The sequence below is a fragment of the Novosphingobium sp. genome (assembly GCF_040079535.1).
GTDB lineage: Bacteria > Pseudomonadota > Alphaproteobacteria > Sphingomonadales > Sphingomonadaceae > Novosphingobium.
Map to the genome: position 1 here is coordinate 1 of NZ_JBEBKB010000017.1, position 13,632 is coordinate 13,632.

The window sequence follows — 13,632 nt, forward strand, 5'->3', positions numbered from 1 at the left end:
GCCCCAGGCGGTGCGCGGTCAGCCGGGTCATATCGCCGCTGGCGTCCTTGATGCCGACAATCCGACCGGGAAAACGCCGGGCCAGTTCGATCACGGTTTCAGGTTTGATATCGGTCACGGTGCGGCCCGGCACATTGTAAAGCACCATCGGCAGATCAACCGCTTCGGCCAGATAGCTGAAATGCGCCAGCAGCCCGGCCTGGGTGGGGCGGTTGTAATAGGGGGCAACCATCAGCGCCGCCTGGCAGCCCAGTTCCCTGGCCACCTGCATATGCCACTTGGCGGTCTGGGTGTCGTTCGATCCGCAGCCCGCGATCACCGGAACCTTGCCGCTGGCCGCTTCGACGCAAACTTCGAACAAGCGGTGCTGTTCTTCGTTGGTCAGGGTTGGTGCTTCGCCGGTGGTTCCGCAAGGGACCAAAGCGCTTGATCCTTCAGCCACTTGCCACTCTACCAGCCGCCGGAAAGCAGCCTCGTCAATCACTCCGTCGCGAAAAGGAGTCACCAGAGCCGGTATCGAACCCGAAAACATTGCCTATTTCCCCGCGCTTGTCCCATAGGGCGCCTGTTCAGCCTGCCATAAGGAGCGTTTCCGCAGAATGTCCAGCATGCATCGCAAGACCACCATCGCCGTGCTGGCATTGCTGGCTTTCACCCCTGCCCTTGCCCATGCGCAAGACGGCAGCGATGACACTGTGATGGGCGAAGACGGCCGCCAGTGGGACAAGGCAAGGGCCGATCTATCGGCATTGCCGCCGGGCGATATGGCCATGGCGATTGAGCGCTGGAAGATCCTCAGCAAATCAGCCGGCTATAGCTTTTACGATTATTCCAGCTTCCTGCTGGTCTATCCCGGCCTGCCTGAAGAGGCAAAGTTGCGCGGCCATGCCGAAGCCGCGCTTGATCGCGAGGCTGTGCCGCCGCAGCAGATCGTCACCTATTTCAGCCGCTTCCCGGCGCAAACCAATTCTGGCCGCGCGCACTATGCGCTGGCACTTTATGCGCTGGGGCGGCCCGAAGCCGGCACCGCTGCACGCGAAGCCTGGCGCGGCGGACCGATGAGCGATGCGGCAGAAGCCGCCCTGTTTGCACGGATCGGGCCCAGCCTGACCCAGGCCGATCACGACGCGCGCATGGATGCGCTGCTGTGGGCGGGTGCGGCCAGCCAGGCCGAACGCCAGATCATCAATGTATCGCCCGCGCGCCGGGCCACTTTCGCTGCGCGGCTGGCGATGGCCAAGGGGCAGGATCCAGCCAGCCTGGCATTGACCGCCGGGCCGGAAGCTGCCGGAGATGCGGGTTACGTCTATAACCGCAGCCGCTATCTGCGTAACCACAGTCAGCCAGGCAGCGCGGCAACCGTGCTGATCAACCGCCCGCGCTTTGCGGTTCCGCCGCGTGAACCGCGCAAATGGATTGCAGAATTGCTGGCCGTCGCGCGCAAGTCTGATGCGTCTACCGCTGTGGCAATCGCCGGTTCGGTCGATGATATGTTTGCACCCGGCACCGATGTCAGCCGGCAAAGCTTTGCGGTGCGGGATGATTACACCTCGCTGATGTGGCTGGGCGGTACCAAGGCACTGTGGGCGCAGGGTGATGGCCGCCGCGCCGCGCCGCTGTTCTACCGCTATGGCATGGCCGCCCGCAGCCCGCAGACCCGGGCCAAAGGCTTCTACTGGGCCGGCCGCGCGCTGGCCCAGGCCGGGGACAAGGCTGGCGCTGCGCAATACTTCGAATTGGCCGGGCAATACCCCGATCAGTATTACGGCATGCTTGCGCTGGAACGGCTGGGCCGCGCGTTGCCGCCGCTGGCCAGCGCGCCCAGCGTGGTCCCGACCGCGCAGCAGCGCGCCGCTTTTGAAGCCCGCCCGTTGACCCGGGCGGTGCGCGAGCTGGCCCGTGAAAGCGATTGGCCCACGGCGGTACGCTTTTTCAAGGAAATCGCCGATCAGGCGGAGACTGAGGCCGATCACGTGCTGGTGGCCGATCTGGCCCGCCAGATCGGGCGGCGCGATCTGGGCGTGATCCTGGGCCAGGCTGCCCATTCCGATGGGTTCGGCAATTTTCGCACCATCTCGTTCCCGCTGATCCCGGTTCCGCAAGGCGCCAATTGGACCGCGGTGCACATGATTACCCGGCAGGAAAGCCAGTTCGCGATGAACGCCGTTAGCCACGCTGGCGCGCGCGGGCTGATGCAACTGATGCCGGGCACCGCACGCGAACAGGCTGGCAAGATGGGGCTCAGCTATGATCGGCAGGCGCTAACGCTTGATGCGGGTTACAACCTGACCCTTGGCAGCGGCTATTTCATGCGGATGCTCGATTACTATAACGGCTGCTGGCCGCTGGCGATCGCCGCCTACAACGCTGGGCCCGGCAACGTGAACAAGTGGCTGCGCCTGAACGGCGATCCCAGAAACGGCGGGATTGACTGGGTTGAATGGATTGAGAAGATTCCGATTACCGAAACCCGCGGATATGTGCAGCGGGTGCTGGAAAATGCGGTGGTCTATGAAGCGTTATACCCGGGCCGGGCCAGCTACAAGGGAGCCAACCCGCTCAGCCATTTCCTGGGCAAGCCCTATCCCGGATGAAGCCTGACGGCCCGCCCATTACGCCAGCCGGAATGGCCGCGCTGCGCGCGCGCTATGATCACCTGCTGGGCACCGAACGCCCGGCGATCACCGAAATCGTCAGCTGGGCGGCGGGCAACGGCGATCGCAGCGAAAACGGCGATTACCTGTATGGCCGCAAGCGGATGCGCGAGATTGACCGCGAGCTGGCACACCTGGCGCGGCGGATGAAAAACTGCCGGGTGATCGATCCAGCCCGCCAAGAGGATCGCACCCGGGTGTGGTTCGGCGCCACCGTTGCCATCGCAGATGAGGATGACATCCAGCGCGTGTTGACGCTGGTTGGTGATGACGAACAAGACGCAAGCAAGAACCTGATCGGCTGGAGCGCGCCCATGGCCAAAGCCCTGCGCGGCGCAGCAGTGGGCGATCTGCGCCGGGTGTTCCTGCCCGGCGGTGAAAAGGAATGGGAAGTAGTCGCCGTCAGCTATCCCGAAGGAGCCTGACCATGGCCGAGATCGTCAACCTGCGCCGCGCCCGCAAGGCCAAAGCCCGCACCCAGGCTGCCAAAACCGCCGATACCAACCGCGCCCGGCACGGGCTGACCAAGGCCGAGCGAGTTCGCGCCAAGGCCGAAGCGGAGCGCACGGAGCGCGCGCTCGATGGCCTCAAGCTTGAACCCTAGCCCCCAAACACATCCCCAAACCCAGTGGCATAATGCGCCATCGCCATGGTGGTGTACTGCGCGTTGACCCGGATGCAACTGGGGAACACGCTGGCGTCTGTCACCAGCACGTTTTCCGCGCCGTGCAGCCTGCATTCCAGATCGACCACGCCTTCGCTGGGATCCTGATGCATCGGGTTGCCGCCTTGCGGGTGTGAGCTGGACAGGGTGATATCGTCCGCCTCTTTCACCGCCTCGCGGTAGAAGGCATCCACATCCATCGCCGGGGTCAGCGTCTGGCCTTTCATCAAGGCCGGGTAGACCTCCAGCGCGCCGGCTTCGAAATGGACCCGCGCCAGCGTGGCCGATGCGCGGCGGATCAGGTGGATGTCATCCAGCGTCAGCTTCATATCCAGCTTGCCCCCAACCAGATTCCCGCGCCGATCGGCGGGAAACAGGATCCCGGACGAACAGACCCGGCCATAGGCCCGCATCCGCCGGTCCATATCGCCAAACCAGCCGGGCATCATCGAGCTCATCGACATCGGCGGCTGAAAATGGCTTTCGAGCAAAAACTCACCGCAATCGACCACGCTGGTCATCTGATCCTCGTCCCACGCCGGAGTGGCCCCTTCGGGCATCAACGCGATGATCGGCGAGGCGACGTTGAGCGAGATCTGGTGGCCAGTGCCGGCAATTCCGCTGCGATCAAGCAACAACGAGCTGGCAATCGTTCCCGCCGCTACAACCACGCCTTTGCGCGCCTGGATCACGTGGACCATGCCATCGTTATCGACCACTTCCACCCCGACAGCGCGGCGCTTGCCTTTGGTCCCGCGGGCCCAGAGGATCTTTTCAACCTTGGTTTCGGCCAGAATTCGCATGCCGTAATTGGTGCAGGCCCAGGGCAGATAGGTCTGGCCCATCCCCATCTTGCGGCCATAGGGGCAGCCGGTGTTGCAATAGCCGCAATATGCGCAGGCCGCAGCAGTGCCCGGCGGGCCAAAATTCTTGTTCACCCAGCCGGCTTTTGCGGCCTTGAACCAAGGATCATCAGATTTTGCCGCGAATTCGCCCCAACCTCTGATCAGATGGGTGCCATTGGTCTTGCCCGATCGCGGCTCTGCCGGATCAATCCCCAGATCAACGGCCACCGCATCATAGCTGGCGGTAAAGCGCGCCTCATCGATTGGCGCGCCGATGCTGGCCCATTTGGCAAAGACATCTGCGGCCATCGGATGGCTAAGCCGATCCCCCTTCATCCGCAGGCAAATGCCGTTGTTGATCGTGGGCGATCCGCCAACATTGCGGCCCTGAAACACGATAAAATCATTGTCACGCGAGGATTGCAGCGCGCCGTGCTTGAACAGCGCGGGCACCATCGCGCGCTCTTCATGGGTGATCTTTGGCGATGGCATGAACGGCCCGGCCTCTATCACCAACACCTTGTAACCACGCATGGCCAGATTGTGCGCGGAAACGGCCCCGCCCGATCCCGATCCTACCACGATCACATCGATGTCTTGCGGCACCAGATCAATCGGCAGGACATGTTCGGCTGCGATCTCGCGGCCTTCGATCCGCTTCAGTGGAACCTCGCCGCCTCCGCGCCGGCGGAATTTGGGCAGTATGAAGCCGATCTGCTTCAGCACCGGATTGTCCTTGTTGGCGCTTTGCCCGCCATCAAGATTGGTCTGCCCGATCGGATCGATCCAGTGGCCATAGTAACCAAAATAGATGATCGAGCGCAGCTTTGCCATGTCTTGAAAGGCATCAAACTGGGTGTTCTGCATCCGGCTTTTTATCCGGGCCTTGCGATCTTCAATCGAAAGCCCGGTAAAAAACGGGGCCATCGCCAGCTCTGCCAGCCGCAGCGATGCGCTGATTTCCCTGGCCTTGGTTCCGCCAATCTGGGCAAACAACCGCTGGATGTTATCGATCACCTGATCGATCGGGATCGCCAGCGCATCGAATTCGTCGAACAGCGCTTCGGCCAAAGCTTTCAGGAAGCGCAACTGCGCATGATCAAACGGAAGTTTCAACGGCCGCCTCCCCCAAGTGGTGGTGATAGATTTAGCGCCCGTTTTTCAGCGTTGTATCGGGCAATATCAGGCCTGCCAAGGGGCTCTGCCACGGATCGACCTGCGCTGCCTTGCCAGCAGCGGACATTGCTCTAACGATACGGGCAAGCAGAGGAATCAAAGCCCCAATGACAACCACATCGCCAGCTGCCGACAAATCGTTCCTTGGCCACCCAAAGGGGCTGGCCTATCTGGCCTTCACAGAAATGTGGGAACGGTTTTCCTATTACGGGATGACTGCGCTGCTGACGCTCTACATGATCGAGCAACTGTTGCTGCCCGAACATGCGGCAAATGTTGCCGGGCTGGCGGCGCTGCGATCGGCGATCGAGGTTTCCGGGCCGATGAGCAATCTGGCGTTCGCTTCAATCGTTTATGGCTGGTATTCGGGGCTGGTCTATCTGACCCCGATCCTGGGCGGCTGGATCGCAGACCGGATCCTGGGCAAAAAGCGCACCGTGGTGCTGGGTGCCTTGCTGATGAGCGCCGGGCATCTTGCGATGACGTTTGACCAATCGTTCCTGCTGGCGCTGCTGCTGCTGATCCTTGGTTCGGGCTGCCTCAAGGGCAATATTTCGGCGCAAGTTGGCACGCTCTATCCGCGCGAAGCGGCATCGATGCGCGATCGCGGCTTTGCAATCTTTTCAACCGGGATCAATATCGGCGCAGCCAGCGGCCCGCTGATCACCGGGGCGGTCTATGCCATCTATGGCTGGCACGCCGGCTTTGCCGTGGCGGCTGCGCTGATGCTGCTGGCCCTGGTTGCCTATCTGGCCGGGCAACGCCATCTGCCCGAAACGCCGCCGCAGGAAATCAAACAGGCCGCCAAAACCCCGCTGACGCCGGATGAGCGGCGCCAGGTATGGGCTTTGGCAGCAGTTATCGCGCTGATCATTCCGGCCGAAATCACCTATCCAATGGTCTGGTCAATCGGGATCGTCTGGGTCAAACAGCAGGTTGCGCTGGGATGGATCCCGGCGCCCTGGTTTGGTTCAGTTGATTCAATCGGGTCAATCATCGCTGCACCGATCCTGCTGGCCCTGTGGGCTGCGCAGGCCCGCGTCAGGCGTGAGCCCGATAGCGTTGGCAAAATCGCAATCGGGACATTGCTGACCGGAGTTTTCGCGCTGGTCATGGCCGGGGCCAGCTGGTTTTCTCCGGCACCGCAATCGGTTTCGGTCGTGCTGGCGCTGATTGCGTTTCTGGGCATGGGGCTGGGCTGGATGTATTATTGGCCCACTGCGCTTTCGCTGGTCAGCCGGGTTGCCCCGGCCAAGATCAACTCCACTCTGGTTGGCGCGGCATTTCTCTGTCCGTTTCTGGCCCATACCCTGGCCGGATATATCGGCAGTTATTATGATCAGATGAGCCCTGCCGCGTTCTGGACGATGGACGGCGCGATCGGCCTGATTGGGGCGGCGATCCTGTTTGCGCTCAATCGCCCGCTGTCGCGCGCGTTGGAACCTGGCCCGGCATGATCCGCGCTGCCCGATTTGCGATTGCTGCACTCGCCTTGTCAGCCGCACCGGCGCTGGCGCGCGATGCGCTGGGCATGTTTGGCAATTGGGGGGTGTTCCGCGATCCCGCTGCGCCGCGCTGTTATGCCATCGCGATGGCCGCACCTTCCAGCAAAGCCCGCGATTTCCAGCCCTATGCCGATGTGGCCTGGTGGCCGCGCGCGCAGATCAAGGGGCAGGTCCACTTTCGTCTGTCGCGCAAGCTTCAGCCAAACGCACCAATCGTACTTTCAATCGGCAATCAAAAGATAGCGCTGACCGGCGGCAGCGCAGATGCGTGGGCGGCTGACAAGCGCGGCGATGCGGCGATCATGGCAGCAATGCGCAGCGCCCGGGAAATGACCGTTAGCGCGCGCGGCGCCAACGGTCAGGGCTTCTCCAACACCTGGAATCTGGATGGAGCAGCCACCGCAATGGACGCAGCGGCTGTGGCTTGCGCGCGGGTAAGCTAGAACCGCAGCCCTACTCCGCCCACAAAGTGCTGCCCGCGCACACTCTGGCCGTAGTTTGAGAAGCGATATTCACCGCGCACAAACAGGTTGTTGGCCAGATCGACTTCTGCCCCGCCGCCCACAACATAGCCGTGGCCTTCAAAATCGGGTCCGAGCGTGCTGTTGATTTTGTGATAGGCATAGCCGCCGCGCACAAACACCCGCGATCGGCCGGTCAGCGAAACGGCCAGCCGCACTGCGGCATTGCCGAACAGACCCTGGGCTGGCTGACCTGGCAGGTTGAGAGCGGCCGCGGTTGAATCGCCCAGCTCGCCTTCCACGCCCACTTGAACGCTGCCCAGATCCCAGTCAGCGCCAAGCTGAACCCCGTAGTAGAATCCGTCCTGTGCGCCGGTACCGGGCGCCGCATCGGTCCGTTCCAGCCCGGCAATAGCCGCCACGCGCAACTGCGGGGCTTCTGCCTGAGCCGGCAGGGCTGATCCCAAAGCAGCAAGTGCCGCGCCAATGGTAATAAGGCGGTATTGAGGGTTCATCCGGGCTTGCTCCTTTGCAACGAATTCCAAGACTATTCGCGCAAAAGGCTGCTTGGGTTACAGAGCCGCTTCTGGCGGCCACAACTGCAGACTGGCGAGAGCATGGGTTTGCGCCTATAGGCCGCCCCCTTATGGCCGACACCGCACTTATGCCGATTCCGGGACAGATCGATCCCGTCCCCACCCCGCGCGCGGTTACACCGCGTGAAGATGGCCGCCTTGATCTGATCGGGCTGCCCAAAAGCCAGATAACAGCGCTGTTCCTGGAGGCCGGGCTTGATCCCAAGGCCGCCAAGCTGCGCGCCAAACAGGTGTTCCACTGGCTCTATCATCGCGGCGCCACCGATTTCGAAGTGATGACCGATATCGCCAAGACGATGCGGCCATGGCTGACCGAACGGTTTGTTATTGGCCGGCCCGAAACCGTGCTCAGCCAGCATTCCAGTGATGGCACCCGCAAGTGGCTGCTGAAAACCGCCGACGGGCATGAGTTCGAAATGGTCTTCATCCCCGATGCCGATCGCGGCACGCTGTGCGTTTCCAGTCAGGTTGGCTGCACACTCAATTGCCGGTTCTGCCACACCGGGACGATGCGGCTGGTGCGCAATCTGACCCCGGGTGAAATCGTGGGGCAAGTGATGCTGGCCCGCGATGCGCTAGGTGAATGGCCGCGCGCAGGCCAGGCCGATCTGGCCGTGCTGGGCGATGATCTAGTTGATGATGATGGCGGCTATTCTGCCGATGGCCGTTTGCTGACCAATATCGTGATGATGGGCATGGGCGAGCCGCTGTACAATTTCGACAACGTCCGTGATGCGCTGAAGCTGGTTATGGACGGCGATGGACTGGGCCTGTCGCGGCGTCGGATCACGCTTTCTACCAGCGGCGTGGTGCCGATGATGGCCCGCTGCGGGGATGAAATCGGCGTTAATCTGGCCGTTTCACTCCACGCCACCAACAAGACCGTCCGCGATGAAATCGTCCCGATCAATCGCAAATACGGCCTAGAAGACCTGTTGCAGGCCTGTGCAGACTATCCCAAGGCCAGCAATGCCCGCCGCATCACGTTTGAATATGTGATGCTAAAGGACAAGAATGACAGCGATGATGATGCCCGCGAACTGGTTCGGCTGATCAAGAAATACCGGCTGTTTGCCAAGGTAAACCTGATCCCGTTCAACCCATGGCCCGGCGCGATTTATGAATGTTCAGCGCCCGATCGGATCAAACGCTTTTCCGATATCGTGTTTGAAGCCGGGATCAGTGCCCCGGTCCGCACTCCGCGCGGGCGCGATATCGATGCCGCCTGCGGCCAGCTGAAGACCACCGCCCAGAAGCTCAGTCGGGCCGAGCTGGACCGGCTGGCTGATGAAAAGCAGGCTGCGCTTGGCTAGGGTCCTATCCTTGTTCGCGCTGCTGGCGTTAGTCGCCTGTTCATCGGGCGAAACTCCGCCAGAACCGCCGCTGATCGGTGAAACCGAAGCCGCACCGATCAAGGATCTGCCGATCCAGCCCGCCACTAGCGCTGCCGCCCAGGACAATACCAAAGCTGCCAATGCACCAACGGCAGCCGTACTGGTTCGCCCGGCCAGCAAAGCGATTCAAAAGCCGCCGCGCAAAGCCGCACCCGACGCTTTTAGGAAAATCGAGAGCAAGCCTGCGGCCAGCACCGCGCCAAAAGCCCTAGTAAGTCCGGCCCCAGCCGAAATCGATCACTCAGCGCACTCTGGTCACGGCGACCACTAAGCCAACGGTTCGGCGCAGGATATGGCAGGGCAGAACGCAGCTTGCCGTTTACTTCGCCCGCTTGGCCGCAGTCTTGCTCGGTTCATCGCAGCGTTAATCGCTGGTTGTTTTTGTCCCTGCATTCTTGGCCATGCTCACGATCATAACAGCGAGAAGGAACGGCCAATGAAAAAGACTATTCTAGCGAGTATGGCCGCAATCACTGCGATTACTGCCGTTCCCGCCCTTGGCGATCCGCCCTCCTGGGCTCCGGCCCATGGCCGCCGCCACCATGACGGTGATCGCGATCATCGCTATCGCACCTCGGACAATGGGGTGCGGTACTGGCGCGGTGATGATGGCCGATACTATTGCCGCCGCAGCAACGGCACAGTCGGCTTGCTGGCCGGAGCGGCGCTGGGTGCTCTGATCGGCCGTTCGATCGATACCCGCGGTGAACGGGTGACCGGCACGGTGCTGGGCGCCGCCGCTGGTGCGCTGGTTGGAAATGAATTGGCCCAGGGGCCTACACGCTGCCGCTAGTGCTTGACCAAGCGGGACATCGCTCGCAAGACCATAAGCGATGGCCCGACCCGCAGTTCTTATAACCGGTGCAGCACGCAGGATCGGCGCGGTTCTGGCCCGCCGGTTTGGGTTGGCCGGTTGGCATGTGGTGATCCATGCCGGCCATTCAGCCAGCGCCGCGAATGAGCTGGCCGCTTCACTGCCCAGCGCCGAAGTCGTCGCCTGCAACCTGATCGACGGTGTCGTCGCGCTCGACATGATTGAAGATCTGGCTGCCCGGCTGGAAGATTGGCGGATGCTGATCAACAGCGCTGCGGTGTTCAAGCCCGATAGCGCCGAAGGTCTGTCTCCAGCGATATTCGCCGAAGCGATGCGGGTGAATGCCGAAACTCCGACCCGCATGGCACAAGCCTTCCTGGCCGATGCAAAGGCCGCAGGCGGCAAGCGGGTCGTGCAGTTCCTCGATATGAAGATCGCCAACCCCAACCCCGATTTCTTCAGCTACTCGATGGCCAAGCACGCCTTTGCCAGCACGGTGAAAATGCTTGCCATGGCCCAGACCGATCCGGCCAGCCGGATCTATGGCCTGGCCCCCGGCGCGATGTTGCCCAGCCACGATCAGCACGATGCCGAGCATGAACTGTCTGGCCGAATGAACCTGCTGCACCGATTAACCGACGCACAGGAACTGGCCGATGCCGCGCTGTTCATGAGCGAGGGCTGGATGGCCAGCGGAGAAACGTTGTTTGTCGATTCCGGCCAGCACTTGCTGGCCCAGCCCCGCGACGTGCTCTACCTCGCCCGCGGATAGCGTGCTAACTCGGTTCGGCTCCATCTTCTTGCCGCTGGTATCAATGCCAATCGCGCGATTCCGGCAATACCTGGGTATACGGCTGGTACATGGATCGGACGCGGGCGCGGTAATGGCTCCGGCCAGGCGCTTATCGTCCGATCCGTCTGAAACGAAAATTTCGGACAAAGGGAACGCCGTTATCATCAACATCGGCAGCGCTTTCGGTCATTTCGCGGCCATTGGCAGAAACCGCATAGGTCCGCACCGATTCCAGTTGCTTGTCCCGCGCCAGGCTCATCACCAGAACATTGGGGGCCGGTGAATTGACAGCGGCGGTATCGCCCTCGCCAGCATAGCCGCTGCTGGCATTGGCCAGACCATCGCGGAGATAGCTGACCGCAATGTCACGATTGCCGCCATCGTCAACAATGTGGATTCGGGTTTCCCAGCGCCCGTTGCCCAGATCGACAAATTCATAAGTGACGCTTTTGGGCGGTGTGCCATAGGTGACCGGCATTGTCGCAACATCCAGCGCCCATTTTCCCAGGAACGGTGATTTGGAGCTGCGCGGTGCAGCTGGGCCAGAAGCGGCAACGCCGATCAGGCAAAGTGCGGCAAGACCAAGCACTGGCAACGGCATTTTCATGATCGGATTCCCTTCACCATCTTCGATGATTGAATGTTATACCGTCACAAAATCGGAAGGCAATGCTGCTTAGTCGGGATATTTCTCGTTCATCACCTGCCAACTGATCGCCACCAATCGTTCCAGCACCGCCAGATCAACATCGGCCAGCTTCTTGATATAGAGGCAGGCCTTGCCGGTTGAATGCTTGCCAAGGCGCGCAAAAAGATCGTCCACCTCAGCCTGTCTGTCGCAATAATTGCCCATCAGATAGAGCGTCAGCGCCGCTTTGCGCGGACTGAAACCGGCGCGGCACATGGTGCCCTCTCTGCCGCTGTCATACCTGTAATGATAGCTGCCATAACCGATGATGCCGGGCCCCCACAGCCTTGGCTCAAGCCCGGTCACCCGCTGGTGCAGGGCATCGATCACCGCAGCCTCATCCCGGCGGCGTTGGTCCGGTTGGCCAGCGATGAATTCCGCGACGCTTTCCTGTGTTGCCTTGGTCTTGAGTTCGGCCTTCGCCACCCGCCTTGCCCTCCCATGTCGCTTGGCCTAGGGGCCGGGGCGAAACCTAACGTCAATTCAGCGGAAAGCCAGTCCATGACCGAAGCCAAAACGCCGGACATCAAGAAAGTCGTACTGGCCTATTCGGGCGGCCTTGATACCTCGGTTATCCTGAAATGGCTGCAAGTCACTTACGGTTGCGAAGTGGTGACCTTCACCGCCGATCTTGGCCAGGGTGAGGAACTGGAACCCGCGCGGGCCAAGGCCAAGCTGATGGGCGTCCCGGATGAACATATCTATATCGACGACATGCGCGAGGAATTCGTCCGCGATTTTGTGTTCCCGATGATGCGTGCCAATGCCCGCTATGAAGGCGATTACCTGCTGGGCACTTCGATTGCGCGGCCCCTGATCTCCAAGCGGCTGATCGAGATTGCCCGCGAAACCGGCGCCGATGCGATTGCCCACGGCGCGACCGGCAAGGGCAACGATCAGGTCCGGTTCGAACTTTCCGCCTATGCCCTCGCGCCTGAGATCAAGGTTATCGCCCCGTGGCGCGAATGGGAGCTGACCAGCCGCACCGCGCTGATCGCCTGGGCCGAACAGCACCAGATCCCGGTGCCGAATGACAAGCGCGGCGAAGCGCCGTTTTCCACCGACGCCAATCTGCTGCACACCAGCAGCGAGGGCAAGGTGCTGGAAGATCCGTGGAACGAAACCCCGGACTATGTCTATTCGCGCACCGACAATCCCGAGGATGCACCCGATACCCCCGAATACATCACCATCGATTTTGAAAAGGGTGACGGCGTTGCCCTGAACGGCGAAGCGATGAGCCCCGCTACCCTGCTCACCGCACTCAACGCGCTGGGCAAACGCCATGGGATCGGCCGGCTCGATCTGGTTGAGAACCGCTTCGTCGGCATGAAGAGCCGCGGGATGTATGAGACGCCCGGTGGCGAAATCTATGCCCGCGCGCATCGCGGGATCGAACAGATCACCCTTGATCGCGGCGCGGCGCACCTCAAGGACGAGTTGATGCCCAAATATGCCGAGCTGATCTACAACGGCTTCTGGTTCGCGCCTGAGCGCGAGATGCTGCAGGCAGCGATCGATCACTCGCAGGCGCGAGTGAACGGCACCGTGCGGCTGAAGCTCTACAAGGGCACGGCGTCGGTGGTCGGCCGCAAATCGCCCGACTCGCTCTATTCAGAACGCCATGTGACCTTTGAGGACGATGCCGGCGCATACGATCAGAAGGACGCCGCCGGCTTCATCAAGCTCAACGCACTGCGGCTGCGGCTGCTGGCCACGCGTGATCGGCGCAATTTCTAAGCGATTCCAAGCGAGTCAAAAGCCAGGTTCAGTCGATTCCTGCATCCACAAGTTCATCCGCAGGCTTGTCCACAATCATGTGACAATTTGCGTACGATTTCGCTTGCGCGACTCACTTTCGACGCGCAGCTTGTCTGTGTCGAGAGTGTGGAACCGCACTTGAAGTTCCAGTGGGAAACCACTGAAAGGACAAGGGAAAACTTAAACCTCACGATCTGGCAGCGATGTCCGCAGCTCTGTTGGAAAACACGCCTCAGGAAGCCTTCGGGCGGAATCTGGCGAACCGCAAATGCAGCGAAAGA

General features: G+C 61.5%; 15 protein-coding genes. 10 read left to right on the top strand and 5 right to left on the bottom strand.

Features of this window, described 5'->3' with window-relative positions; all coding sequences use genetic code 11:
- Positions 1-532 (bottom strand): dihydrodipicolinate synthase family protein (locus ABL914_RS07450; protein ID WP_391562544.1); only part of this gene is annotated, 532 nt, incomplete at its 3' end.
- A 67-nt stretch (positions 533-599) separates the two neighbouring features.
- On the opposite strand from ABL914_RS07450, the gene ABL914_RS07455 reads away from it, so the two are divergent.
- Genes ABL914_RS07455 through ABL914_RS07465 form a run of 3 tightly spaced genes read left to right on the top strand, consistent with a single transcriptional unit; the run spans position 600 to position 3,258 of the window.
- A complete protein-coding gene (locus ABL914_RS07455; RefSeq protein ID WP_391562545.1) occupies positions 600-2,594 on the top strand; it encodes a transglycosylase SLT domain-containing protein in 1,995 nt (664 codons plus the stop codon).
- Positions 2,591-3,079 (top strand): GreA/GreB family elongation factor, encoded by a 489-nt coding sequence (locus ABL914_RS07460; protein WP_391562546.1) that lies wholly within the window; start codon positions 2,591-2,593, stop codon positions 3,077-3,079. The genes ABL914_RS07455 and ABL914_RS07460 overlap by 4 nt, the downstream gene beginning before the upstream one ends.
- A gap of 2 nt (positions 3,080-3,081) precedes the next feature.
- Positions 3,082-3,258: a DUF4169 family protein gene (locus ABL914_RS07465; RefSeq protein WP_391562547.1), complete on the top strand. Its 177-nt coding sequence runs from the start codon at positions 3,082-3,084 to the stop codon at positions 3,256-3,258.
- Here the strand turns inward: ABL914_RS07465 and ABL914_RS07470 are convergent.
- A complete protein-coding gene (locus ABL914_RS07470; RefSeq protein ID WP_391562548.1) occupies positions 3,255-5,279 on the bottom strand; it encodes a GMC family oxidoreductase N-terminal domain-containing protein in 2,025 nt (674 codons plus the stop codon). The genes ABL914_RS07465 and ABL914_RS07470 overlap by 4 nt on opposite strands.
- Before the next feature lie 167 nt (positions 5,280-5,446).
- On the opposite strand from ABL914_RS07470, the gene ABL914_RS07475 reads away from it, so the two are divergent.
- Together ABL914_RS07475 and ABL914_RS07480 are read left to right on the top strand one after the other, a co-directional pair.
- Positions 5,447-6,796, top strand: coding sequence for a peptide MFS transporter (locus ABL914_RS07475; RefSeq protein ID WP_391562549.1), 1,350 nt, complete (start codon positions 5,447-5,449; stop codon positions 6,794-6,796).
- Entirely contained in the window at positions 6,793-7,287 is a 495-nt protein-coding gene (locus ABL914_RS07480) for a hypothetical protein (protein ID WP_391562550.1), read from the top strand. Before ABL914_RS07475 ends, ABL914_RS07480 begins: the two co-directional genes overlap by 4 nt.
- Here the strand turns inward: ABL914_RS07480 and ABL914_RS07485 are convergent.
- A complete protein-coding gene (locus ABL914_RS07485) occupies positions 7,284-7,820 on the bottom strand; it encodes an outer membrane protein (RefSeq protein WP_391562551.1) in 537 nt (178 codons plus the stop codon). The genes ABL914_RS07480 and ABL914_RS07485 overlap by 4 nt on opposite strands.
- Positions 7,821-7,951: 131 nt before the next feature.
- Here ABL914_RS07485 and rlmN point away from each other — a divergent pair, with 131 nt between their 5' ends.
- From rlmN to ABL914_RS07505, 4 genes are all read left to right on the top strand, one after another.
- Positions 7,952-9,214, top strand: coding sequence for a 23S rRNA (adenine(2503)-C(2))-methyltransferase RlmN (rlmN, locus tag ABL914_RS07490; RefSeq protein ID WP_391562552.1), 1,263 nt, complete (start codon positions 7,952-7,954; stop codon positions 9,212-9,214).
- Between the two features lie 10 nt (positions 9,215-9,224).
- Positions 9,225-9,566, top strand: a complete 342-nt coding sequence (locus tag ABL914_RS07495) for a hypothetical protein (RefSeq protein WP_391562553.1) — start codon at positions 9,225-9,227, stop codon at positions 9,564-9,566.
- Between the two features lie 165 nt (positions 9,567-9,731).
- Positions 9,732-10,088: a glycine zipper 2TM domain-containing protein gene (locus tag ABL914_RS07500; RefSeq protein ID WP_391562554.1), complete on the top strand. Its 357-nt coding sequence runs from the start codon at positions 9,732-9,734 to the stop codon at positions 10,086-10,088.
- Positions 10,089-10,128: 40 nt separating this feature from the next.
- Positions 10,129-10,881: an SDR family oxidoreductase gene (locus ABL914_RS07505; protein ID WP_391562555.1), complete on the top strand. Its 753-nt coding sequence runs from the start codon at positions 10,129-10,131 to the stop codon at positions 10,879-10,881.
- A gap of 130 nt (positions 10,882-11,011) precedes the next feature.
- Here ABL914_RS07505 and ABL914_RS07510 read toward each other — a convergent pair whose 3' ends face one another.
- Together ABL914_RS07510 and ABL914_RS07515 are read right to left on the bottom strand one after the other, a co-directional pair.
- Positions 11,012-11,509: a hypothetical protein gene (locus ABL914_RS07510; RefSeq protein WP_391562556.1), complete on the bottom strand. Its 498-nt coding sequence runs from the start codon at positions 11,507-11,509 to the stop codon at positions 11,012-11,014.
- A 69-nt stretch (positions 11,510-11,578) separates the two neighbouring features.
- Positions 11,579-12,016 carry a DUF1801 domain-containing protein gene (locus ABL914_RS07515; RefSeq protein WP_391562557.1) on the bottom strand — a complete coding sequence of 146 codons (438 nt, stop codon included), beginning with the start codon at positions 12,014-12,016 and terminating at the stop codon, positions 11,579-11,581.
- Between the two features lie 75 nt (positions 12,017-12,091).
- Here ABL914_RS07515 and ABL914_RS07520 point away from each other — a divergent pair, with 75 nt between their 5' ends.
- Entirely contained in the window at positions 12,092-13,330 is a 1,239-nt protein-coding gene (locus ABL914_RS07520; protein WP_391562558.1) for an argininosuccinate synthase, read from the top strand.
- Positions 13,331-13,632 lie beyond the last annotated feature (302 nt).